The sequence below is a fragment of the Duganella caerulea genome (assembly GCF_040362985.1).
GTDB lineage: Bacteria > Pseudomonadota > Gammaproteobacteria > Burkholderiales > Burkholderiaceae_D > Rugamonas > Rugamonas vulcania.
In genome coordinates this window covers 57,417-79,075 of the sequence record NZ_BPWJ01000008.1, presented here as the reverse complement: position 1 = coordinate 79,075, position 21,659 = coordinate 57,417, and the positions used below count along the sequence as shown (strand labels likewise).

The window sequence follows — 21,659 nt, the reverse complement described above, 5'->3', positions numbered from 1 at the left end:
AGCCGGCTTGATTGTGGAATAATGAAGGGGAGCCCAGCGCTCCCCTTTTTTTGTCTTGGAGACCAGATTGGCGAAGATCATCATCTCGCGGGATGGGCAAGTCGAACAACAAGTACAACTAAGCAAAGAGCGGATGACCATCGGCCGTCACCCGCGCAACGACATCGTGCTGACGCATCCCGCCGTCAGCGGCGACCACGGCGTCATCGTCACCATCCTGGACGACTCCTTCCTGGAAGACCTGCACAGCACCAACGGCACCTTCGTCAACGGCCACCGCATCGGCAAGCATTTCCTGCAACACCGGGATGTGATCAAAATGGCCAAGTTCCAGATCGAGTTCATCGCCGACGGCGTGCGGCCGATGATGGCGGCGGCACCGCTGCTGGCGCAAATCGAAGTATTAAATGGCAACAATGCCGGCAAACAAATGGCGCTGACCAAGCCGCAGACCACGCTCGGCCGCGCCGGCGGGCAGGTGGTGGTGATCCACCGCCATCCGGACGCCTACACCATCACCCATCAGGAAGGCGCGCAGCCGCCGCTGGTCAACGGCAGCCCGCTCGGCAAGCAGGCGCAACGCCTGAATCATGGCGACGTGATCGAGCTTGGCGGAACGCAAATGGCCTTCCGCATCGCCTGACAATAATTGTCAGGACGCCGCCGGCTGACAAATTGCGGCGCGGCGAGTGACAAAAAACGGCAGTCCGGATAGCCAAAAGCGACAGTTTTTGGCAGGTTTCGACGGTTTCGGGGGCAAAAATGGGGTGGCACACCAATTGCACTTAGCTCAGTGTCCCACCCAATTTTGTAGTTCAACACACCCAGGAGTCGAAAATGAAATCCATGAAAATGATGAAGAAACAAGCCCAGGCTGGCTTCACCCTGATCGAACTGATGATCGTGGTTGCCATTATCGGCATCCTGGCCGCCGTTGCGATTCCTGCGTACAGCGACTACACCATCAAAGCCAAAATGGCCAACGCCCAGGGCGCGGTCGACTCGATCAAGACCGCCGTGGCGCTGTGCGCCCAGGAAGGTGGCGGCGACCTGACCGGCTGCGACTCTGGCGCCAAAGGCGTGCCGACCTTTACCCCGACTAAGGAAGTGGCCACCGCCACCGTCAAGGACGGCATCATCACCGAAACCTTCGCCACCAATGTCGGCAAAGACATCGACGGCAAGACCGCCATCTTCACTCCAAACATCGCCGCCGGCGCAGCTAACGTGAACTGGACCGTGACCACCACCGCCACCAACCCTGTAGCAATTGCAGCGTTGACCAAAAATAACGCTACGCCTTAATGAAGTAGTGGCGGCGTAAAAAACCGCCTGCCTGGACGCGTCAAGATCGCGTTCAGTGCAGGCGGTTTTTTTTTCGTCCGTGGCGCGCGGATCAGACGATTTTCTGGCGGTCGGCGATCAGCGCCTCGTAGGTCAGGTTTTGCAGCATCGTGTAGTGGACTGGATCCAGATCGATGAACTGCACGCCGTAGGTGAACACCTCGGGCTTGTCGCCGGCGGCGGGCTTGACCACGTTGATGTTGCGGATGGTCGCATTCGGATTGATCCGCACCTGGCGGTTGCCGGGCTGGGCGATCAGGTAGAACGACAGGCCGACCTGGGTCTCGTCGTCCGACAGCTTCTTGGACGACTCGATCAGCGCGCCGGACACGCTCAGGTTCACCAGGAACACCGAGGTGGTGCCGATGGGCGAGGTGACCTGGGCCGGGATATCGACCTTGACCCGCATCGCCGCGCGCAGGCTGGTGCCCTGGATGGATACCGGGAAAGACAAGTGGACATAAAACAACGGACGCGGGAAAACCCGCTGCACCACGCAAGAGAACGAGCACACATTCACGCCGGAAAACACGCGGATGGTCAGCTTGTCGCCATCGTTGAGGGCGATCGGCGCGCCGTTCTCGAAGGGTACCTTGACGATCATATACTCGTCCTTCATCCAGCCGATCAGCGTGGAGAAGTGCTGGATCGGCTTGATGGTACGGTGAGTAATGAACTGAATCCTGCCGCCTACCTGCAGGTTCATCTGCTCGAATTCGTATTCCTGAGTCTTGGCTTCGCTCGGTGGAGGGTTGCTGCTCATTCAAATTCTTTCTCGTATGCGCGAGGCGGGTACGGTGAGGCCTACGTCAAAAATTACTTCTGTGACATTGATTATATACGCGCCAATCAAAGGTAACAATCAGACAATAGCGCGGGTTGCTAATCGGTGGCAGACTAGGTTGCTGGCGGCGGGGCAACGTTGAAAACCGTTGCATTTTGGAGTTCGTAAGGGACGCGGTGGTTGCTGCCCCTGAAGTCCTTCTTGTTGCGGGTAACAAGCAAGCGCCCCGTCACATTGGCCGTAGCTTGGATGATGGCGTCGGGAAGACGAATCTTGGGTGGGTTGATCAAGCTGCTTGCGCGTACTCTGGCCGCCTCGGCCATGATGGCATCGCTGGTGTGGATGACCGTAAATGTTGCCAGGAAATCGCGGATCGTTTGCATTTCTTGAGGCGTAATTTTTCCCCAACCAGCTTTGGCAATAGGTTTCGATATGACTTCCATCCAAGTGATGGCGCTGATGCCTATGTCGTCAAAATAAGCAATTTCGGTTACCGCTTGTTGGATGCCGTTCAGCGCGTCGATTAGGATATTACTGTCGAAAAGGGCTAATCCCATTCTGCCCGGACCTCTAGCTGATACTCCAGCCCGTCCTCGGGGAATACATCCTTGCCCTTCAATATGCCGAAAGCAGCAGCGATAGCTTTTTTGCGCGCTTCAAGCTTGGCTGCAATATCGAGCTGCACCGCCTTTTCATCCGGCACGGCCGGCTTTTGAACTTGCTCTTCTGGTAGATACTGCATTTCAACCTCCAGAGTGGGCTTCGAAAGGGAAATTATAGGCCGGTGTAGGCTCACTGGCGCAGCTGCGCACAATTGTTTGATCTGGATCTACCTCACCCCGAAATTTGATTGCTTAGCTCGAGACACTCCAATTGTGCGGAGTTATTTACAGACGAACGTTTGCCCTTGCACATGATCATTTGTGAATTGTGTATTCCGTTGTGTCATCCGCGACTTGTTTGAGAATCTGAATTGGGGTGCGACCGCCGCGGTAGCCACAGTAGAGTCACATCGGATCGCCTTTCGGAGCATGAAACGTCCAGTGATCGGTCTGGGTGGATAATTTTCCAGATTTGGTCCGTTTGCTGCCGGCTGGAACCATGTAGTCGGACTGATCTGCTGGGCCTCGAACCATGCCACCTCCGCTGAGGTAGACCTCCTGTGGCATGCAGAGCTTCCATCCCGCTGGTGGGCGGTTAGCTCGAGCAGCTTCGGGATGCAGTAGTTCAGGGCAGTTTACGTGCGTTGCTCCGGTCCGTGAGCGCTGCCTAGATGGACAGCAAGGTGGAGACTAATGCCCGGATGTGTGGGATCTTCATCGTCCCATGGTTGAAAACTCCAGTGCATTATCGCTGGGACGCATAAATGATCTATCTAAGGTTACGTTGTTTACGCGGTGGTGGAATCCGTATCAGTCTAACTGTAATGCTTTCTTTACCCTTCCATTGATCGCCAACCCAAATGTCGCCGGACCTTCACGATGGACTTCCGTATGACTGTATAAACGTCCAGTATAATCTCCGACAGGCGATGGTGTGGATGATCATCGGAATGCTATGATTGCAGTGGACATTACTCAAAAAAGAATGGGCATGTATGGCGACGTTACGCGAGTATTTTGATACCAACATCACGGTCATGGCTCTGGATACTAATTGGACGATGAGTAATGCACAAAATAATATCTTGCCGACTGTGCGCGTGAAGATTGCGCAGGACTATGATGCAAATGCCAAGTACTTCGCGTTCTTTATTCCAGAGGGCTGTAACATTGTTGCTTACATTAACGCCATCTTGTCAGCCAAGGAAACACGGGACTGCATCCTGACCTCGGAAGGTGATCCTGTAGAGGTGCAGGCGTCGTTTGCGGGGTATTCGGAGTCCATGAGCTCTAGGACTTTGGTCTTCACTCAACGGGTATTCTTGTATATAGACGAAAACCTTACGGTTGAAGACCGGCAGGCGATTACGGCCATGGGTGCTGAACGCGGCTTCCATGTTGTTGTGTATGATAAAAATTACGCAAAGGCGCGATCAGACTTGGAAAAACCACTCGCATTCATTTCTCATGATTCCCGCGACAAGGACACGTTGGTGCGTGAACTAGCGTTGGAAATGAGTGGGCAACTCTGCCCAGTTTGGTACGACGAATACTCGTTGCGTGTAGGCGACAGCCTGCGGGCCAACATCGAACGGGGGCTGAAGGAAACACGCAAGTGCATCGTTGTGCTTTCACCGCACTTTTTGACAAACAATGGTTGGGGGAAGACTGAGTTCAATTCCGTGTTCACTCGTGAAATCATCGAAGAGGCGAACGTGATCCTTCCTGTGTGGCATAACGTCACCAAGAAACAGGTGTATGACTACAGCCCTAGTTTGGCAGATAAATTGGGGTTGAACTCATCAATGGGTGTAAAGCAACTGGCCGCGTTGCTGGTAAGCGCGGTAAAGCTGAATCCCTCCCCGGCGACCTCCGAAACCGATGAAACAAAAGAATAAAAAATACCGGAGGCCCACCGAGTTGTTGAACAGGGTAGTGAGGGGCGTAATAACCGCTACAGGCTGCGGCAAATATCTCTCTCCCCGCTGCTGCGCTGTGAAGTAACGCTTCACGGTCGCAGGGCAGATGTCGAAGTGTTCCGCTGTAGCGGCGATGGTCTTTTAGTTCTCGATCCACCGTGTCTGAACGGGGTCCAGCGTCTTGGCACGGCTCTTGTACCGGCCAGTCACTTAACTCGTCACGCTCCAGTCACCCGACTTGCCGCCATGCTTCTCCATCACCCGGATATCGGTCATCACCATGCCCCGGTCGACGGCCTTGCACATGTCGTACACGGTCAGCAGGCCGACTTGCACGGCGGTCAGCGCTTCCATTTCCACGCCGGTCTTGCCGTAGGTTTCGACCTGGGCCCGGCAGTGCACGCTGGAATTAGCCTCATCCGTCTCGAAATCCACCGCCACGCGGGTCAGCGCCAGCGGGTGGCACAGGGGCACCAGGTCGCTGGTGCGCTTGGAGGCCATGATGGCGGCGATGCGCGCGATGCCCAGCACGTCGCCCTTCTTGGCCGTGCCGCCGGTGATGATGGCCAGCGTTTCCGGCTTCATGCGGATGGTGCCGCTGGCCACGGCGATGCGGTGGGTCTCGGTCTTGGCGCCGACGTCGACCATGTGGGCCTGGCCGGAGCCGTCGAAGTGGGTCAGTTGGTCGGCAGGGGCGGTGTTTTCGGTGGTCATGGTGTCGGCGAACGTAACAAAATAATTCATTGGCGGGCGCCGTGCGTCGGCGCCCAAGTTGCGGGTATCATATCACCGTGAATGCAAAACGATCCCCCCGCTCCCTGCGCCTGCGCGTAGTCGCCGCCGCGCTGTTGATCGCCATGCCGCTGGCCATGGCCCAGGACGTGCTGGCGCCCGCCAGGATCCCGAACCTGCCCGCGCTCGGCGATACCGAACGCCAGGACCTGTCGCCGCTGATGGAGCGCAAGCTGGGCGAGGAAATCATGCGCGATATCCGCCGCGACCACGATTTCCTCGACGACGGCCCCATCCTCGAATACCTGAACAACTTCGGCAATGCGCTGGTGGCGGCCCGTCCCGGCGCGCGCGGCGAGGCCAATTTCGATTACTACTTCTTCGCCGTGCGCGATCCGCAACTGAACGCCTTCGCGCTGCCGGGCGGCTTCATCGCCGTGCACTCGGCGCTGCTGCTGGCGGCGCAGTCCGAGTCCGAGCTGGCCTCGGTGCTGGGCCACGAGATCGGCCACGTGGCGCAGCGCCACATCGCCCGCTCCATCGGCCAGCAGAAGCAGGATGCGCTGATTCCGCTGGCGGCCATGATCCTTGCTGCGCTGGCCTCCAAGGCCGGCGGCGACGCGGCCATCGGCGTGTTCTCGGCCGGGCAGGGCCTGGCGATCCAGCGCCAACTCAATTTCGGCCGCGACGCCGAACGCGAGGCCGACCGCATCGGCTTCCAGATCATGGGCGCGGCTGGCTTCGATACCTCGGGCATGGTGGCCTTCTTCCAGCGCATGCAGGCGGCCACCCGCAACTACAGCGACCTGGTGCCGGCCTATCTGCAGAGTCACCCGCTGACCACCGAGCGCATCGCCGACATCCAGGCGCGCATCCGCGAGCAGCCGTACAAGCAGCGCCAGGACAGCCTGGACTTCTATCTGGTGCGTTCGCGCGCGCGCGTGCTGCAAGACCCGAGCACGGCCGGGCTGGCCGAGGCGAAGACATTTTTTGAAACCCAGATGCAGCAGGAGAACCGCCAGCAGGTCACGGCCGGCCAGTACGGCATGGCCTTCCTGTCGCTGAAAAAAGGCGATACCGCCCAGGCCCAGGTCTGGCTCGACAAGGCGCGTGCGACCTTTGACAAGCCGCTCGCGGCCGGCACCTTCGGCGTGGCCGCGCGGCCCGCGCCGGATTCGATCTTCGTCAGCACGTCGATAGAAATCAAGCTGGCGCAGCCGGACAACAAGGCCATGATCGCCAAGGGCCTGGCCGAGGCGGAAGCTGCGCACCTGCAGTTCCCGCTGTCGCGCGGCATCGCGCATCAGTATGGCGAGGCGTTGATCGCGGCCGGCAAGCTGGAGGAGGCGGCAGCCTACCTGCGTGACCAGGTGCAGCTGTACCGCGAGGATCCCGACGCCTACGACCTGCTGGCGCAAGCGTATTCCAAGCAGGGCAAGCTGGCCTTGCAGCATATCGCGCTGGCGGAATCGTATGTGCTGCAGGGTGGCGTGCTGTCGGCGCTGGACCAGCTGAACTATGCGCGCAAGGCGCCCGATGCTTCCTTCTACGACCAGGCCGTGATCGACGCGCGCGAGCGCGAGTTGCAGGCGCGCCGCCGCGAGGAGATGGGCGACAAGGGCAAGAAGGATTTACGCGAGGCCGAGGTGCGCCCGGCGTTCAAGGCGGAGTTGCGCAGCGGCCCGGAAGGTGCACAGTCGACCAATCCCTTCGATCGCCTGCGCCAGAACACCGACCCTACGCAGGGGCGGACGGCTCGCTGACATAGCCGAAGCGCGCCGGCAGTTCGGCGGCATCCACGCGCTGCACGGCCACGCCGTCCAGCGTCAGCGCGCCGGACATCGAGCCTTCGATCCACCCCAGCAGCGTATCATCGGCCACTTCGGCGCCATTCATTTTCAGCCGCGGCAGCACGTGCGCGAAGTCGCGGTCGTCCAGCTGCGCCACCACATCGCCGCTGCGCAAGACCAGCGCGCCAGTCTCCGTCAGCACCGCTTCCTCGACCGGACCCAACGCCGCGCCCGTGTGCAGCACCCAGCCCAGCGCCGGATCGGTGCGCACGATGTAGGGCGTGGCCTCCAGCCGCACGTACACGCGCTGCGGACCGTTCTGGAAATACCAGCAGCCGCGCTCGTCGGCCGCGTAGTTGCGGACAATGAAGGCCACCAGCGCCGCGTGGTTCAGCTTGTCGCCGGGCAGGTTCAGGTGCTGGGCGCGTTCGTCGCGCATGCGCCAGTTGCCGCGCGCGTCCAGCCCCAGCCAGCCGTAGCAGTAGGGGACGTTGGGCCACTTGGCCAGTGCTTGCTTGACGATGTCATCCATGTTGTTCGGCCAGTGCGTGATGGGTGGCGCCTTGCAGGAAGTGGATCAGGCGCTGCGGCAGCCACGGCCGCGTGCCCGGCAGGCCGGGGGCGACGAAGCCCGCGTGGCCTCCTTCGTCAGGATAATCCAGGATCACGTTCGACGCCGCACGTTGCGGCAGGTGGCGGCCGGGCAGGAAAGGATCGTTGCGGGCGTTGAGCACCAGCGTCGGCACGGTGATGTCGTTCAACACGTGCTTGGCGCTGGCGCGGTCCCAGTAGTCGTCGGTGTTGCGGTAGCCGTGCAGCGGCGCCGTCACCACGTTGTCGAAGGCGTACAGGTCGCGCACGGCGCGCAGCGCGTCGAGGTTGTACAGGCCGGGGAACTGCTTAAGCTTGGCCTCGCACTTGGGCTTGAGCGTTTGCAGGAACATGCGCGTGTAAAACATGTTGAGGCCGCTCGACAGCGAGATGCCGCCCTGCGCCAGGTCCAGCGGCGCCGATATCGCGCAGGCGGCGTCGACGAAGTCGGCCTGGTGCTGCGATTCGCCCAGCCAGCGCAGCAGCGCGTTGCCGCCCAGCGAGACGCCGGTGGTGTAGAACTTCCCGCTGCCGCGCGCGTGCAGGCGGCGCACGATCCAGTCGATCTCGGCGGAGTCGCCGGAGTGGTAGAAGCGCGGCGCGCGGTTGGCCTCGCCGGAGCAGCCGCGGAAATGCGGCACCGCGCCGGACCAGCCGCGCGCGGCCAGGTCGGCCATCAGCGCCCGCGCGTAGTGGCTGTCCGACGATCCTTCCAGGCCGTGGAACAGCACCACGAAGGGCTGGCCCGGCTGGCCGTCGACGAAATCGACGTCGATGAAGTCGCCATCCGGCGTGTCCCAGCGCTCGCGCCGGAACGGCACCGCCTGCTTGGCGAGGCAGGTGGCCGGGTAGATGGTTTGCAGGTGGCCGCTGGGCAGCCAGATGGGCGCGCTGTACTTCACGGCGAAACTTAATGCAGGATCTGGCTGTGCGTATCGACCGGTGCCGGGCCCGGCGCCACCGACACGTGGTGCAGCACGATGCGCCAGCCGCGCGGCGTCTTGACATAGACGTTGGTGGCGACCAGGTGCGCGGCCTCGCCGCCGGCCGCCGTGCCCTCGACCACGGTGTGCACCGAGCTCATCAGGTTGTGCGTCTCATGCAGCTGCGACGGCATGATGTGCAGGCCGCCATGCTCCAGGACCGCCGCCCACGAGCTGCGGATCGCCGCGTGCCCGATCAGGCGCGGGCCGCCCGGATGCACGCAGACGATCTCGTCGTCATCGGCCCACAGGGCCATCAGGGCATCGAGGTCGGCGCGGTTGAGCGCGTCGTAAAACGCCGATTCGGTCTCGGCGGCGCTGCCGTTCAACTGCTTGACTCGCTTGGTGGGCATGCTGGCTCCGTGGCGCTGGCTGGCGGTTGTTTTAATGGTGGCCGACGACGGTGCCTGGCTTCAGGCGGTAGGCGGTGCCGCAGTACGGGCACTTGGCGATGCCGTCGTGGTTGAACTCCAGGAACACGCGCGGGTGGGACGACCACAGCGGCATGGCCGGATTCGGGCAGTGGGCCGGCAGGTCCTTGCCTTCGAGCTCGACTGCGTTGGTGGCGGCGGACGTGTGGGCGTTGGTCATATTCGTGTGCTCCGGAGGGCTGAGTAAAACCACGATTTTAACGGATTCGCGCATTGAGCAAAAATCATCGGTAAAATAGCGCCTCTACAACCCCGGTGCGGCCTGCTATGTGGCAGGAATGCCACACGATGACGCACATGACCGAATTGAGCAGCGCACCCCCTCCACCCTACGTCGCGGAGCATCACGAACCCTCGTGGCGCGAAGGCCTCAAGACCGGCACCCCCACCTTGTTCGGCATCGGCGCCTGGGGCCTGGTGGTCGGCATCGCCATGGTCAAGAGCGGGCTGACGGTGCCGCAGGCGCTGGGCATGACGCTGCTGGTATTCGCCGGATCGGCCCAGCTGGCGGCCTTGCCGCTGATCGCCTCGCACTCGCCGATCTGGGTCATCTTCGCCACCGCCTTCGTGGTCAACCTGCGTTTCGTGATCTTCTCGGCCCTGCTGGCGCCGCACTTCGCCCAGCTCCCCTGGCGCAAGCGCTTCGTGCTGGGCTACGTGGCCGGCGACATGACGGTCGCCATGTTCCTGCAAAAATACCCCAGCGAGGCACCGCAGGTCGGCAAACTGTCCTATCTGAAGGGCCTGCTGTACCCGAACTGGGGCGCCTGGCAGGTCGGTTCGATCGCCGGCATCTTCCTCGGCAGCACCGTGCCCACCGAATGGGGGCTGGGTTTTGCCGGCACGTTGGCCATCATCTGCGTGATGATCCCGCTGGTGGCGGGGCGGCCGGCGCTGTGCGGCGTGCTGGTGGCCGGCGCGGTATCGGTGCTGGCGGCCGGGCTGCCGTACAAGCTGGGCCTGCTGCTGGCCGTGCTGGTCGGCATGCTGACGTCGATGGCGATCGAAGAAGGCATCGACAAATGGAGGAAAAACCATGGCTGACTGGGAAATCTGGCTCGTCATCGGCGTGCTGGCGCTGGCCACCGCCGCCACCCGCAGCTCGTTCTGGCTGATCGGCCAGCACATCACCATCCCCAAGCGGGTGCAGGAAATGCTGCGCTACGCGCCGGCCTGCGCGCTGGCGGCCATCGTCGCCCCCGACCTGGTACTGGCGGACGGCCATGCGCTGCTGGACCTGAGCAACCTCAAATTGGTGTCCGGAATTGTCGCCACGATCTTTTATTTGCTGCGACGCAATATGTTGCAGACCATCGTGTTCGGCATGGCGTTTTACACGGCTTTGCGCTTGCTCCCTGTATTTTAATAACAGATGAATCACACCGCGCTTGCGGTAAAATAGCGCTCTTTCTTCAACTCGACCCTTGGGTAGCCATGTCAGCTGTTTTGAACTTCATCCGTCTGCAAGATCTCATCGCCCAGAACGCGCTGCAAGGCAAGCGCGTCTTCATCCGCGCCGACTTGAACGTGCCGCAGGATGATGCCGGCAATATCACCGAAGATACGCGCATCCGCGCGTCGGTTCCCGCCATTAAGGCTGCCGCGGCCGCTGGCGCCAAGGTCATGGTCACGTCCCACCTGGGCCGTCCGACCGAGGGCGAGTTCAAGCCGGAAGACAGCCTGGCGCCGGTCGCCGCGCGCCTGGCCGAGCTGCTGGGCCAGCCGGTCGAGCTGAAACAGAACTGGGTCGACGGCGCTGGCCTGGAAGGCCTGCAGGCCGGTCAGGTCGTGCTGCTGGAAAACGTCCGCGTCAACAAGGGCGAAAAGAAGAACAGCGACGAACTGGCGCAGAAAATGGCCGCTTTGTGCGATATCTACGTCAATGACGCTTTCGGCACCGCGCACCGCGCGGAAGCCTCCACGCACGGCATCGCCAAGTTCGCGTCGATCGCCTGCGCCGGTCCGCTGCTGGCCGCCGAGCTGGACGCGCTGGGCAAGGCGCTGGGCGCCCCGGCCCGTCCGCTGCTGGCCATCGTGGCCGGTTCCAAGGTCTCGTCCAAGCTGTCGATCCTGAAGGCGCTGGCCGACAAGGTCGACAACCTGATCGTCGGCGGCGGCATCGCCAACACCTTCATGAAAGCCGTCGGCCTGAACATCGGCAAGTCGCTGGTGGAAAACGAGCTGGTCGATGAAGCCAAGGCCATCATCGAAATCATGGCCAAGCGCGGCGCGCAGGTGCCGATCCCGGTCGACGTGGTCTGCGCCAAGGAATTCTCGCCGACCGCCGCCGCCACCATCAAGGCCGTGGCCGACGTGGCGGACGACGACATGATCCTGGACATCGGCCCGCAAACCGCCGCCACGCTGGCCGCGCAGATCGGCGCCGCCGGCACCATCGTCTGGAACGGCCCGGTCGGCGTGTTCGAGTTCGACCAGTTCGGCGAAGGCACCAAGACGCTGGCGCTGGCCATCGCCAACTCCAAGGCGTTCTCGATCGCCGGCGGCGGCGACACGCTGGCGGCCATCGCCAAGTACGACATCACCGCGCAGATCGGCTATATCTCGACCGGCGGCGGCGCCTTCCTGGAGTTCCTGGAAGGTAAGACCTTGCCGGCCGTGGAGATCCTGACCCAGCGCGCCGCGAAGTAAGTGAAAAAGCACGGTCGTGCGTTGTAGCAAATTGACAGTAAAATCCAGGTAATGCCTGGGAATGGCCTGATTTTTGTAGCTTTGCTACATTTTTCAGGCCGCCACACAAACAGCGCAGCTTTTCCTGGTCCCCGCCTGGCGGGGACCGTTCGCTAGCCCAAACGCTCAAGGATTACTATGTCCCGTGGTACTAAAATTGTCGCAACGATCGGCCCAGCCTCCACTGATTTCAATGTCCTGGTCAAAATGATACGTGCCGGTGTCGATGTCGTGCGCCTGAATTTCTCGCACGGCAAGGCACAAGATCACATCGACCGCGCCCGCCTGGTGCGCGAGGCGGCAGCCGAATGCGGCCGCGAAGTGGCGATCATGGCGGACATGCAGGGTCCTAAAATCCGCGTTGGCAAGTTTGAAAATGGTAAGATTGACCTCGCGAACGGCGATAAATTCATCCTGGACGCGAAATGGGGCGAAAACGGCGAACTGGGCAACCAGGACCGTGTCGGCCTGGACTACAAGGCGCTGCCGCAGGATTTGCGCGCCGACGACAAGCTGTTGCTCAACGACGGCCTGATCGTGCTGGTGGTCGACAAGATCGTCGGCCATGAGATTTACACCACCGTGAAAATCGGCGGTGAGCTGTCCAACAACAAGGGCATCAATCGCCAGGGCGGCGGCCTGACCGCGCCGGCGCTGACCGCCAAGGACATGGAAGACATCAAGACGGCAATGAGTTTCCAGTGCGATTACCTGGCGATCTCGTTCCCGAAAAGCGCGACCGACATGGAAATGGCGCGCCAGCTGGCCAATATCGCCGGCGAGCCGTTCGGCCACAAGCCGATGATGATCGCCAAGATCGAGCGTGCCGAAGCGATCCCTGTGCTGCAGGAGATCCTCGACGCCTCGGACGGCATCATGGTCGCGCGTGGCGACCTGGCGGTGGAAGTGGGCAACGCGGCGGTGCCGGCGCTGCAGAAGCGCATGATCAAGATGGCGCGCGAGTCGAACAAGCTGGCGATCACCGCGACCCAGATGATGGAGTCGATGATCTTCAACGCCGTGCCGACCCGCGCCGAAGTATCGGACGTGGCCAACGCGGTGCTGGATGGCACGGATGCGGTGATGACCTCGGCGGAAACCGCCTCGGGCCGCTATCCGATCGAAACGGTAGAGATGATGGCCGCCATTTGTGTGGAAGCCGAGCAGTCCGAGTACAACAAGCTCGACGCCGACTTCCTCAACGCGACCTTCACCCGGATCGACCAGTCGATCGCCTACGGCGCGCTGTTCACCGCGCACCATCTGGCGGTGAAGGCCATCGTGGCGCTGACCGAGTCCGGTTCGACCGCGTTGTGGATGAGCCGTCACAATATCGATACGCCGATCTTCGCGCTGACGCCGAGCGTGACGACCCAGCGCAAGGTGGCGCTGTATCGCAATGTGAAGGCCTACAATTTGCTGCAGAAGGCTGGCAGCGCGGAAGTGTTGAAACAGGCCGAGGATCTGCTGGTCGAGTACGGCATCGCCAAGAAGGGTGACATGATCGTCGTCACCTGGGGCGAGCCGATGGGCCAGGTCGGCGGCACCAATGCGCTGAAGATCGTCAAGGTTGGAGAATTTACCAAGTAAGTCCGGTAGCGCCGCCCTCGCGGAACGAGGGCGGCATTGCTCCGGCAACCAGGTTTTTTTATTGTTTGGAGTATTACCATGTCCCTCGTATCCATGCGTCAACTGCTGGACCACGCCGCTGAAAACGGCTATGGCATCCCTGCGTTCAACGTCAACAATCTGGAGCAGGTGCAGGCCATCATGGCCGCCGCCGACGCCCTGAACGCCCCGGTCATCATGCAGGCCTCGGCCGGCGCCCGCAAATATGCCGGCGAAGCCTTCCTGCGCCACCTGATCGACGCCGCCGTCGAAGCCTATCCGCACATCCCGGTCGTCATGCACCAGGACCACGGCCAGTCGCCGGCGGTCTGCATGGCCGCGATCCGCTCCGGCTTCACCTCGGTGATGATGGACGGCTCGCTGGAAGCGGACGGCAAGTCGGTCGCCTCGTACGACTACAACGTCGAAGTGTCGCGCGAAGTGGTCAAGTTCTCGCACGCGATCGGCGTGACCGTTGAAGCGGAACTGGGCGTGCTCGGTTCGCTGGAAACCATGAAGGGCGACAAGGAAGACGGCCACGGCGCCGACGGCACCATGACCCGCGAACAGCTGCTGACCGACGTGGCCCAGGCCGCCGACTTCGTGCAGCGCACCCAGTGCGATGCGCTGGCGATCGCCATCGGCACCTCGCACGGCGCCTACAAGTTCACCCGCAAGCCGACCGGCGACATCCTGGCCATCGACCGCATCAAGGAAATCCACGCCCGCATCCCGAACACCCACCTGGTGATGCACGGTTCGTCGTCGGTGCCGCAGGAACTGCTGGCCATCATCCGCGAATTCGGCGGCGACATGAAGGAAACCTACGGCGTGCCGGTTGAAGAGATCCAGGAAGGCATCCGTCACGGCGTGCGCAAGATCAACATCGACACCGACATCCGCCTGGCCATGACCGCCGCCGTGCGTCAGTACATGTTCCAGAATCCATCGAAATTCGACCCACGCGACTTCCTCAAGCCGGCCCGCGCCGCCGCCGAGCAGGTCGTGCGCGCCCGCTTCCAGGCCTTCGGCTGCGAAGGCCAGGCGTCGAAGATCAAGATCATTCCGATGGAAAAAATGGCCGAGCGCTACAAGGCCGGCGAGCTGTCGCAGATTGTGAAGTAAAATTCTGTTTTGGAACGGACTGGTTCTTTCGGGAACCGGTCCAACTCTCTTGACCGGCTAGCAAGGTTTTCCCTGCGCCGGTTTTCGCTTTTCTATACCGCTAGTCTATCCACCTCCCGCTATGAACAGCCTTTACCAGACCTCCATCAAGTCCCTGCCACTCCTCGGCCACGGCAAAGTCCGCGACAACTACGCTGTCGGCGACGACAAGATTTTGATCGTCACCACCGACCGCCTGTCGGCCTTCGACGTCGTCATGAACGAGCCGATTCCCGGCAAGGGCATGGTCCTGAACCAGATGAGCGATTTCTGGTTCGAGAAGCTCGGCCACATCGTGCCTAACCACCTGACCGGCGTGGCGCCGGAATCCGTGGTCGCCGCCGACGAAGTCGAGCAGGTCAAGGGCCGCGCCGTGGTCGCCAAGCGCCTCAAGCCGATCATGGTCGAGGCGGTGGTGCGCGGCTACATCATCGGTTCGGGCTGGAAGGATTACCAGGACACCGGCAGCATCTGCGGCATCAAGCTGCCAGCCGGCCTGCAACAGGCCGAGAAGCTGCCCGAGCCGCTGTTCACCCCGGCCGCCAAGGCCGACCTGGGCGAGCACGACGAGAACATCAGCTACGCTGAAATGGAAAAGCGCATCGGCGCCGAACTGGCCGCCAAGATGCGCGACGTCAGCATCGCGCTGTACAAGGCCGCCGCCGACTACGCCGCCACGCGCGGCATCATCATCGCCGACACCAAGTTCGAATTCGGCCTGGACGAAAACGGCGTCATGCACCTGATGGACGAAGTGCTGACCGCCGACTCCTCGCGCTTCTGGCCTGCCGATTCGTACAAGCCTGGCATGTCGCCGCCGTCGTTCGACAAGCAGTTCGTGCGCGACTACCTGGAAACCCTGACCTGGGGCAAAACCGCACCAGCGCCGGCGCTGCCTGCCGACGTCATCGACAAAACCCAGGCCAAGTACTTCGAAGCCATCGAGCGCCTGACCGGCCAGAAGCTGAAGGCCTGATATGAGCGATCAGAACAAGCCACTGGTCGGCGTCATCATGGGTTCGTCGTCGGACTGGGACGTGATGCAGAACGCGGTCGCCATCCTCAAGCAGTTCGGCGTGCCGTTTGAAGCGCAAGTCATTTCCGCGCACCGCATGCCGGACGAGATGTACGCCTACGCCAAGAGCGCCCGCGCGCGCGGCCTGCGCGCCATCATCGCCGGCGCCGGCGGCGCCGCCCACCTGCCTGGCATGGTGGCCGCGATGACCATCGTGCCGGTGCTGGGCGTGCCGGTGCCGTCCAAGTACCTGCGCGGCGAGGATTCGCTGCTGTCCATCGTGCAGATGCCCAAGGGCGTGCCGGTGTCGACCTTCGCCATCGGCGAAGCCGGCGCCGCCAACGCCGCGCTGACGGCGGTGGCCATGATCGCCGCCACCGACGGCGCGCTGGCCGACCGGCTGGAAGCGTTCCGCGTCTCGCAAACCGATGCCGCCAAGGCCATGACTTTACCGCTTGAATAAATGAGTAAATTGTTTTCACCATTTCTGCCCGCCGCCAATCCGCCAGCCTGGCTGGGCGTGATGGGCGGCGGCCAGCTCGGCCGCATGTTCGCCCAGGCCGCGCAAAGCATGGGCTACCAGGTGGCCGTGCTGGAACCGTCCGATGATTGCCCTGCCGGCCAGGTCGCGCAACGCCTGGTCAACGCCGGCTATAGCGATGCCGCCGGTCTCGACGCGCTGGCCGCGCAATGCCTGGCCGTCACCACCGAATTCGAGAACGTGCCGGCCGACAGCCTGTCGCGCCTGGCGCAGCAGGTGTTTGTCGCGCCGAACGCGCATGGCGTGTCGGTGGCGCAGGACCGCATCGCCGAGAAACGCTTCTTCGTCGACTGCGCGCCCAAGTCGGGCGTGATGCCGGCGCCGCACAAGGTGATCGTCTCGCATGCGGACATCGACGCCATCGGCGACGACCTGCTGCCCGGCATCCTCAAGACCGTGCGCATGGGTTACGACGGCAAGGGCCAGGTTCGCGTGCGCAGCCGCGAGGATGTGCGCGCCGCCTTCGACAGCATGGACGGCGTGACCTGCCTGCTGGAGAAGATGCTGCCGCTGGCCTACGAGGTCTCGGTGCTGACCGCGCGCGGCGCCGACGGCGAATCGGTGGTCTATCCGATCGCCGAGAACGTCCACCGCGACGGCATCCTGTTCACCACCACCGTGCCGGGCCCGAACGTGTCCGACGCCAGCGCCAAGAAGGCGCAGCAGGCGGCGCAAGCCATCGTGGCCGAGCTGGGTTATGTCGGCGTGCTGTGCATCGAATTCTTCGTGCTCACCGACGGCAGCCTGGTGGTCAACGAGATGGCGCCGCGTCCGCACAACAGCGGCCACTACACGATGGATGCCTGCGTCACCAGCCAGTTTGCTCAGCAGGTCCGTGCGATGGCGCGTCTGCCGCTGGGCGATGTGCGTCAGCATTCGCCGGCCGTGATGCTCAACATCCTCGGCGACGTCTGGTTCACCGACGACAGCGATGCAACGCGTGAGCCGGCCTGGGACCAGGTGCTGGCGCTGCCGGGCGCCTGCCTGCACCTGTACGGCAAGGACGATCCGCGCCGCGCCCGCAAGATGGGCCACCTGACCTTCATCGCGCCGACGCTGGAGCAGGCGCAGCAGCAGTTGGCCGCCGCTTGCGCCATCCTGGGCATCGCGCCGTGAAGCAGGCGCCAGCAACGGTAGCCGGCCCCGCCGCCATCGCGGCGGCGGCGGCGATCCTGGAGGAGGGCGGCCTGGTGGCCTTCCCCACCGAGACCGTCTACGGCCTGGGCGCGGACGCCGAGAACCCGGCGGCCGTGGCCCGCATCTACGAAGCCAAGGGCCGTCCCAACGACCATCCGGTGATCGTGCACGTCGCCCCCGGTGCCGACCTGGACTACTGGGTCACCGACATCCCTCAGGAGGCGCGCCAGCTGGTGGCGGCTTTCTGGCCGGGACCGCTTACGCTGATTTTGAAACGCGCCAGCCACATCCCCGACGCCGTCTCCGGCGGCCAGGACACGGTCGGCATCCGCTGCCCGTCGCATCCGGTGGCGGTCGCCTTGCTGAGCGCCTTCAAGGGCGGCAAGGGTGGCGTGGCGGCGCCGTCCGCCAACAAGTTCGGCAACGTCAGCCCGACCACCGCGCAGCACGTGCGCGACGAGTTCGGACTGGACGAACACGATGACGGCGCCACCGATGGCGAGGCCTGCAGCAGCGCGCTGCTGAGCACCGTGCTCGAAGGCGGCGCCAGCCAGGTCGGCATCGAATCGACCATCGTCGACCTGTCGCGCCTGGCCACGCACGGCCCGGTGCTGCTGCGTCCCGGCCACATCAGCGCGCGGCAGATCGCCGACGTGATCGGCGCCATGCCGGCCGCGCCGGACCTGGCCGCTCCGCGCGCCTCCGGCACGCTGGAATCGCACTACGCGCCGCGCACCCCGGTGACCATGCTGGAGCAGGCCGAACTGGCCGACGCGCTGGCGCAGCTGCAGGCGCGCGGCGTCAAGGTCGCGGTCATCAGCCACGCCCTGCCGGCCCTGCCGGCCGGGATACCGCAGCGTAGGCTGCCCGCCGACCCGGCCGGCTACGCCTATGGCCTGTACGCCGCGCTGCGCGACATGGACCAGACCGGCTCCGGCCTGATCCTGGTGCAGACCCCGCCGCAGGGCGCGGAGTGGCTGGGCGTCAACGATCGCCTGCGCCGCTCGGTGTTCGGCTCGGCCGGCGTGATCGCCGCGCTGCTGAAAAAATAGGCGATGCGGCGTCGCAACAGACTGATGCGATGAGGGGCGCTCCCTGCTAAGATTGAGTGTTGCCGGCCGCCATGAAACGCCCGGCAACCTTGACCTTCCAGCAGCGGCCGCCCCGGCGCCCTGCATCTTTCTCAAGGATGCGCTATGCGCCACGCCGCTCGTTACCCATGGATTTCCCTTGCTGTCCTGCTGGCTTCCTGCGGGGGCGGCGGCGGTTCGCCCGCCAGCCACACCGGCGGCGATATCGTGGTCCAGCCGCCGGCCACCCAGTTGCGTGGCATCGCCATCGGCGGCGCCACGCTGGTGCCGGCCGTGCTCGACGGCGGCGCCACGGCCGGCACGGTCGAACCGGCCGCCATGCAGAAGCTGGTGGAGTCCTCCGTCAGCCTCGGCACCGCCGTCACCGGCACGCCGACCTGCGCCGTGACCACCTACACGCTCAAGTACCACACCATCGACTCGCTGGCGGCCGACACCGACGCCAGCACCGCCATCATGGTGCCGTCCGGCGGCAACGCGGCGTGCCAGGGCGGCCGCCCGGTGATGCTGTACGCGCACGGCACCTCGGCGCTCAAGACCACCGACATGGCCAACCTGTCCGGCACCGAGGCGCGGCTGGTGGCGGCCATGTACGCGGCCCAGGGCTACATCGTGGTGGCGCCGAACTACGCCGGCTACGCCGGTTCCTCGATGGCCTACCACGCCTACCTCGACGCCGGCCAGCAGGCCGACGACATGATCGACGCCCTGCGCGCCGCGCGCGGCGTGTTCGCCAGCATCGGCGCGGGCGCGTCCAGTCGGCTGATGGTGAGTGGTTACTCTCAGGGCGGCTTCGTGGCGCTGGCCACCCAGCGGGCCATGCAGACCAAATACGCGGGGGAATTCACGGTCACGGCGGCGGCGCCGATGTCCGGCCCCTACGCCTTGCTGCAGTTCGGCGACGCCATCTTCAACGGCGCGCCGACGGTCGGCTCCAGCGGCTTCATGCCGATGCTGATCAACGCCGGCCAGCGCGCCGGCGCCGGCCTCTACGCCAGCCTGGGCGACATCTACGAGGCCAAATACGCCACCGGCATCGACACGCTGCTGCCGGGCACGCAGAGCCTGGGCGCGCTGGTAAGCGCCGGCAAGCTGCCCGATGATGTGCTGTTCGCCCAGGATTCGCTGCCGCAGGCAGCCGGCTACGCTTCCTATTTCGGTGTCGACCACCTGATCAGGACCAGCTACCGCAACACCTACCTGGCCGACCTCAAGGACCACCCCTGCAACCTCAGCGACAGCACGCCGCTGGGCTGCGCGCCGGTCCAGCCACTGCGCAAATGGCTGCTGAAGAACGACCTGCGCACCTACACGCCGGCCGCGCCGCTGTTCCTGTGCGGCGGCAACCGGGATCCGGTGGTGCCGTTTTCCAACACCGACGCGGCCGGCGCCTATTTCCGCGCCCACGCCATGGCGCCGGGCCTGTTGACGGTGCTGGACCTGGACGACTCGTCACTGTTGGGCGCCTACCGCGACACCCGCTTGGAATTCGGCCTGGCCAAGCAGGCCTTGCGCCTGAGTGTGCTGCACGACACCGGTTCGGGCGGGGAGGCCGACAAGGCGGTCAACGACGCCTATCACGCCGGCCTGGTGGCGCCGTTCTGCCTGCGCGAGGCACGCAGATTCTTTGATTCTGCACCATCGAGGTGAGAACCCTTTGACATAGATTAACTCCTAAGATAATACGGCCGAGCAAACGTTCTTTTTTGCCACAAACTTGTACGATTTCTTGTGCTTCGCTATACAGCCGCGAATAACGCTGGCATATTAGTTGGGTTGCGAATAGCACGGCCGTTCGTATCAAATAAATAAAAATTTCTTAGGAGACAACATGCGTCATACCAAATTTGCACTTGCTGCAATGACCCTGGCCGTCCTTGCGGGTTGCGGCGGAACCGATCCCAAACCCGGCGATCAAACCATCAAAGTCAAATACAGCAGCCAGGTATCGTTTGGCGACAGCCTGTCCGACGTCGGCTCCTACGCCGTCGGCACGGTGGCCCTGCTCAAGGGCGGCAAATTTACCATCAACGGCGACAACGTTGCCGTTGCGTCCACGCTGACCGGCAAGAACTGGACCGAACTGGTCGCCGCCCAGCTGGGCGTGGCCGCGCCGTGCGCGGCCGTGACCGGTCTTGACGGCGACGCCACCAAGGGCTTCTCGGTGCCGCAGGTGGCCCACGCCGGCTGCTACGGCTACGCCCAGGGCGGCTCGCGCGTGACCAACCCGGTCGGCCCCGGCAACAAGCTGACCGGCAGCCCGCTCGGCGCGCTGACCATCCCCGTGGTGACCCAGGTCGCCAACCACCTGAAAGCCGTCGGCGGCAAGTTCAAGGGCGATGAAATGGTGTTCGTCATGGCCGGCGGCAACGACGCGCTGTTCCTGCTCACCAAGCTGGGCGATGACGCCACGGCTGCCGGCACCGCCGCCGGCGGCGCCGCCTACGTGACCAGCCTGGTCGGCCAATTGGCCGCCGGCGCCACCGATCCGCTGAGCGCCGCCGCCGCCATCGGCCTGGCCGCGCAGACCGAAGCTGCCAAGCCTGGCAGCACCCAGACCTCGATCACGATGGCGGCAGTCGGCGCCGCCGCCATCCAGCCGGGTAATTCGGCCGTGGCATCGCAAGCCGTCTGGGGACCGATGACCGTCAAGGCCGGCGCCGACGCCACCGCCGCCGGCGCCAAGGCCGGTGCCGACTATGCCGCCGCCCATGGCCCCGAACTGGTCGCCGCCATGACCACCGCCGGTACCGAACTGGCCACCCTGGTCAAGACGCAGATCGTCGGTAACGGCGCCAACTACGTCACCGTCAACAACCTGCCGGACGTGGCCACCACGCCGAAGGGCCGTCTCCTGCCGGCATCGACCCAGGCGCTGATCAATGCCATGGTGAGCGCCTTCAACGGCGCGCTGTCCACCGGGCTGGCGTCGGAGTCCAAGGTGCTGATCGTCGACGTGTTCGCCGTCAGCCATGACCAGGCCACCAATCCCGGTCCGTACGGCCTGACCAACGTGTCGGACACCGCGTGCGACCTGAGCGCTGCCAAGAATCCGCTGGCCAGCTCGCTGGTGTGCAACGCCGGCAACCTCAAGTCGGGCGACGTCAGCCACTGGTCCTTCGCCGACGACGTCCATCCGACGCCGTTCAACAACCTGCTGCTGGCGCGCTACGTGGCCGAGAAGCTGGTGGTCAAGGGCTGGCTGTAATTCAGTCGTCGCAGGCGGCCGCCGCCCACGG

Annotated in this window: 23 protein-coding genes and 1 pseudogene; 15 read left to right on the top strand and 9 right to left on the bottom strand. The window is 63.6% G+C overall.

Features of this window, described 5'->3' with window-relative positions; translation table 11 throughout:
* Window positions 1-67 precede the first annotated feature (67 nt).
* A complete protein-coding gene (locus tag ACUJB0_RS22760) occupies window positions 68-643 on the top strand; it encodes an FHA domain-containing protein (RefSeq protein WP_444847207.1) in 576 nt (191 codons plus the stop codon).
* Between the two features lie 194 nt (window positions 644-837).
* A complete protein-coding gene (locus tag ACUJB0_RS22755; RefSeq protein ID WP_161083976.1) occupies window positions 838-1,305 on the top strand; it encodes a pilin in 468 nt (155 codons plus the stop codon).
* Window positions 1,306-1,396: 91 nt separating this feature from the next.
* Here the strand turns inward: ACUJB0_RS22755 and ACUJB0_RS22750 are convergent, their stop codons facing one another.
* From ACUJB0_RS22750 to ACUJB0_RS22735, 4 genes and pseudogenes are all read right to left on the bottom strand, one after another.
* Window positions 1,397-2,107: a flagellar brake protein gene (locus tag ACUJB0_RS22750; protein ID WP_117013997.1), complete on the bottom strand. Its 711-nt coding sequence runs from the start codon at window positions 2,105-2,107 to the stop codon at window positions 1,397-1,399.
* A 134-nt stretch (window positions 2,108-2,241) separates the two neighbouring features.
* Window positions 2,242-2,685 (bottom strand): PIN domain-containing protein, encoded by a 444-nt coding sequence (locus ACUJB0_RS22745; protein WP_444847206.1) that lies wholly within the window; start codon window positions 2,683-2,685, stop codon window positions 2,242-2,244.
* On the bottom strand, window positions 2,676-2,870 hold the full coding sequence (locus ACUJB0_RS22740) for a hypothetical protein (RefSeq protein WP_444847205.1): 195 nt from the start codon (window positions 2,868-2,870) through the stop codon (window positions 2,676-2,678). Before ACUJB0_RS22740 ends, ACUJB0_RS22745 begins: the two co-directional genes overlap by 10 nt.
* A 265-nt stretch (window positions 2,871-3,135) precedes the next feature.
* Window positions 3,136-3,372 (bottom strand): annotated as a pseudogene (locus ACUJB0_RS22735) (STY0301 family protein); the annotation flags it as partial.
* 353 nt (window positions 3,373-3,725) lie between these two features.
* On the opposite strand from ACUJB0_RS22735, the gene ACUJB0_RS22730 reads away from it, so the two are divergent.
* Window positions 3,726-4,628, top strand: coding sequence for a toll/interleukin-1 receptor domain-containing protein (locus tag ACUJB0_RS22730; RefSeq protein ID WP_444847204.1), 903 nt, complete (start codon window positions 3,726-3,728; stop codon window positions 4,626-4,628).
* A 231-nt stretch (window positions 4,629-4,859) separates the two neighbouring features.
* Here ACUJB0_RS22730 and moaC read toward each other — a convergent pair whose 3' ends face one another.
* A complete protein-coding gene (gene moaC / locus ACUJB0_RS22725; RefSeq protein ID WP_161084034.1) occupies window positions 4,860-5,363 on the bottom strand; it encodes a cyclic pyranopterin monophosphate synthase MoaC in 504 nt (167 codons plus the stop codon).
* 143 nt (window positions 5,364-5,506) lie between these two features.
* Here moaC and ACUJB0_RS22720 point away from each other — a divergent pair, with 143 nt between their 5' ends.
* A complete protein-coding gene (locus ACUJB0_RS22720) occupies window positions 5,507-7,144 on the top strand; it encodes a M48 family metallopeptidase (protein ID WP_506737536.1) in 1,638 nt (545 codons plus the stop codon).
* On the opposite strand, the gene ACUJB0_RS22715 is transcribed toward ACUJB0_RS22720, so the two are convergent.
* From ACUJB0_RS22715 to ACUJB0_RS22700, 4 genes are read right to left on the bottom strand one after another with little or no spacing between them, the layout of a single operon-like run.
* Window positions 7,119-7,703 (bottom strand): DUF2946 family protein, encoded by a 585-nt coding sequence (locus tag ACUJB0_RS22715; protein ID WP_444847203.1) that lies wholly within the window; start codon window positions 7,701-7,703, stop codon window positions 7,119-7,121. The two genes, ACUJB0_RS22720 and ACUJB0_RS22715, sit on opposite strands and share 26 nt — an antisense overlap.
* Complete coding sequence (locus tag ACUJB0_RS22710; RefSeq protein ID WP_444847202.1) at window positions 7,696-8,664, bottom strand: YheT family hydrolase; 969 nt, start codon at window positions 8,662-8,664, stop codon at window positions 7,696-7,698. Before ACUJB0_RS22710 ends, ACUJB0_RS22715 begins: the two co-directional genes overlap by 8 nt.
* An 8-nt stretch (window positions 8,665-8,672) precedes the next feature.
* Window positions 8,673-9,098, bottom strand: coding sequence for a YybH family protein (locus ACUJB0_RS22705; protein ID WP_161088973.1), 426 nt, complete (start codon window positions 9,096-9,098; stop codon window positions 8,673-8,675).
* Between the two features lie 31 nt (window positions 9,099-9,129).
* On the bottom strand, window positions 9,130-9,336 hold the full coding sequence (locus tag ACUJB0_RS22700) for a zinc-finger domain-containing protein (RefSeq protein WP_117014229.1): 207 nt from the start codon (window positions 9,334-9,336) through the stop codon (window positions 9,130-9,132).
* A 137-nt stretch (window positions 9,337-9,473) separates the two neighbouring features.
* Here ACUJB0_RS22700 and ACUJB0_RS22695 point away from each other — a divergent pair, with 137 nt between their 5' ends.
* The 11 genes from ACUJB0_RS22695 (at window position 9,474) to ACUJB0_RS22645 (ending at window position 21,628) form a co-directional block, all read left to right on the top strand.
* Window positions 9,474-10,220 carry an AzlC family ABC transporter permease gene (locus ACUJB0_RS22695; protein WP_444847444.1) on the top strand — a complete coding sequence of 249 codons (747 nt, stop codon included), beginning with the start codon at window positions 9,474-9,476 and terminating at the stop codon, window positions 10,218-10,220.
* Entirely contained in the window at window positions 10,213-10,542 is a 330-nt protein-coding gene (locus tag ACUJB0_RS22690; protein ID WP_444847201.1) for an AzlD domain-containing protein, read from the top strand. The genes ACUJB0_RS22695 and ACUJB0_RS22690 overlap by 8 nt, the downstream gene beginning before the upstream one ends.
* A gap of 68 nt (window positions 10,543-10,610) precedes the next feature.
* Complete coding sequence (locus ACUJB0_RS22685) at window positions 10,611-11,825, top strand: phosphoglycerate kinase (protein WP_444847200.1); 1,215 nt, start codon at window positions 10,611-10,613, stop codon at window positions 11,823-11,825.
* A gap of 177 nt (window positions 11,826-12,002) precedes the next feature.
* On the top strand, window positions 12,003-13,454 hold the full coding sequence (gene pyk, locus ACUJB0_RS22680) for a pyruvate kinase (RefSeq protein WP_161083968.1): 1,452 nt from the start codon (window positions 12,003-12,005) through the stop codon (window positions 13,452-13,454).
* 78 nt (window positions 13,455-13,532) lie between these two features.
* Complete coding sequence (fba, locus tag ACUJB0_RS22675; protein WP_161088970.1) at window positions 13,533-14,597, top strand: class II fructose-bisphosphate aldolase; 1,065 nt, start codon at window positions 13,533-13,535, stop codon at window positions 14,595-14,597.
* A gap of 121 nt (window positions 14,598-14,718) precedes the next feature.
* The gene (locus tag ACUJB0_RS22670; protein ID WP_444847199.1) at window positions 14,719-15,612 is read left to right on the top strand and encodes a phosphoribosylaminoimidazolesuccinocarboxamide synthase; all 894 of its coding nucleotides are present in this window, start codon (window positions 14,719-14,721) and stop codon (window positions 15,610-15,612) included.
* Window position 15,613: 1 nt separating this feature from the next.
* On the top strand, window positions 15,614-16,114 hold the full coding sequence (gene purE / locus ACUJB0_RS22665) for a 5-(carboxyamino)imidazole ribonucleotide mutase (RefSeq protein WP_444847198.1): 501 nt from the start codon (window positions 15,614-15,616) through the stop codon (window positions 16,112-16,114).
* Window positions 16,115-17,308, top strand: coding sequence for a 5-(carboxyamino)imidazole ribonucleotide synthase (locus tag ACUJB0_RS22660; RefSeq protein ID WP_444847197.1), 1,194 nt, complete (start codon window positions 16,115-16,117; stop codon window positions 17,306-17,308).
* Entirely contained in the window at window positions 17,305-18,381 is a 1,077-nt protein-coding gene (locus ACUJB0_RS22655) for an L-threonylcarbamoyladenylate synthase (RefSeq protein WP_444847196.1), read from the top strand. Before ACUJB0_RS22660 ends, ACUJB0_RS22655 begins: the two co-directional genes overlap by 4 nt.
* Window positions 18,382-18,525: 144 nt before the next feature.
* Window positions 18,526-20,070 (top strand): alpha/beta hydrolase family protein, encoded by a 1,545-nt coding sequence (locus tag ACUJB0_RS22650; protein ID WP_444847195.1) that lies wholly within the window; start codon window positions 18,526-18,528, stop codon window positions 20,068-20,070.
* Window positions 20,071-20,251: 181 nt separating this feature from the next.
* Window positions 20,252-21,628 (top strand): SGNH/GDSL hydrolase family protein, encoded by a 1,377-nt coding sequence (locus ACUJB0_RS22645; protein WP_444847194.1) that lies wholly within the window; start codon window positions 20,252-20,254, stop codon window positions 21,626-21,628.
* Window positions 21,629-21,659: the final 31 nt, after the last annotated feature.

What these genes read in the sequence shown, in the direction of transcription:
- ACUJB0_RS22755 (WP_161083976.1), top strand. Translation starts at nt 838, where the DNA reads ATGAAATCCATGAAAATGATGAAGAAACAAGCCCAGGCTGGCTTCACC.
- ACUJB0_RS22750 (WP_117013997.1), bottom strand. Translation starts at nt 2,107, where the DNA reads ATGAGCAGCAACCCTCCACCGAGCGAAGCCAAGACTCAGGAATACGAA.
- ACUJB0_RS22745 (WP_444847206.1), bottom strand. Translation starts at nt 2,685, where the DNA reads ATGGGATTAGCCCTTTTCGACAGTAATATCCTAATCGACGCGCTGAAC.
- ACUJB0_RS22740 (WP_444847205.1), bottom strand. Translation starts at nt 2,870, where the DNA reads ATGCAGTATCTACCAGAAGAGCAAGTTCAAAAGCCGGCCGTGCCGGAT.
- ACUJB0_RS22730 (WP_444847204.1), top strand. Translation starts at nt 3,726, where the DNA reads ATGGCGACGTTACGCGAGTATTTTGATACCAACATCACGGTCATGGCT.
- moaC (WP_161084034.1), bottom strand. Translation starts at nt 5,363, where the DNA reads ATGACCACCGAAAACACCGCCCCTGCCGACCAACTGACCCACTTCGAC.
- ACUJB0_RS22720 (WP_506737536.1), top strand. Translation starts at nt 5,507, where the DNA reads ATGCCGCTGGCCATGGCCCAGGACGTGCTGGCGCCCGCCAGGATCCCG.
- ACUJB0_RS22715 (WP_444847203.1), bottom strand. Translation starts at nt 7,703, where the DNA reads ATGGATGACATCGTCAAGCAAGCACTGGCCAAGTGGCCCAACGTCCCC.
- ACUJB0_RS22705 (WP_161088973.1), bottom strand. Translation starts at nt 9,098, where the DNA reads ATGCCCACCAAGCGAGTCAAGCAGTTGAACGGCAGCGCCGCCGAGACC.
- ACUJB0_RS22700 (WP_117014229.1), bottom strand. Translation starts at nt 9,336, where the DNA reads ATGACCAACGCCCACACGTCCGCCGCCACCAACGCAGTCGAGCTCGAA.
- ACUJB0_RS22695 (WP_444847444.1), top strand. Translation starts at nt 9,474, where the DNA reads ATGACCGAATTGAGCAGCGCACCCCCTCCACCCTACGTCGCGGAGCAT.
- ACUJB0_RS22690 (WP_444847201.1), top strand. Translation starts at nt 10,213, where the DNA reads ATGGCTGACTGGGAAATCTGGCTCGTCATCGGCGTGCTGGCGCTGGCC.
- ACUJB0_RS22685 (WP_444847200.1), top strand. Translation starts at nt 10,611, where the DNA reads ATGTCAGCTGTTTTGAACTTCATCCGTCTGCAAGATCTCATCGCCCAG.
- pyk (WP_161083968.1), top strand. Translation starts at nt 12,003, where the DNA reads ATGTCCCGTGGTACTAAAATTGTCGCAACGATCGGCCCAGCCTCCACT.
- fba (WP_161088970.1), top strand. Translation starts at nt 13,533, where the DNA reads ATGTCCCTCGTATCCATGCGTCAACTGCTGGACCACGCCGCTGAAAAC.
- ACUJB0_RS22670 (WP_444847199.1), top strand. Translation starts at nt 14,719, where the DNA reads ATGAACAGCCTTTACCAGACCTCCATCAAGTCCCTGCCACTCCTCGGC.
- purE (WP_444847198.1), top strand. Translation starts at nt 15,614, where the DNA reads ATGAGCGATCAGAACAAGCCACTGGTCGGCGTCATCATGGGTTCGTCG.
- ACUJB0_RS22660 (WP_444847197.1), top strand. Translation starts at nt 16,115, where the DNA reads ATGAGTAAATTGTTTTCACCATTTCTGCCCGCCGCCAATCCGCCAGCC.
- ACUJB0_RS22650 (WP_444847195.1), top strand. Translation starts at nt 18,526, where the DNA reads ATGCGCCACGCCGCTCGTTACCCATGGATTTCCCTTGCTGTCCTGCTG.
- ACUJB0_RS22645 (WP_444847194.1), top strand. Translation starts at nt 20,252, where the DNA reads ATGCGTCATACCAAATTTGCACTTGCTGCAATGACCCTGGCCGTCCTT.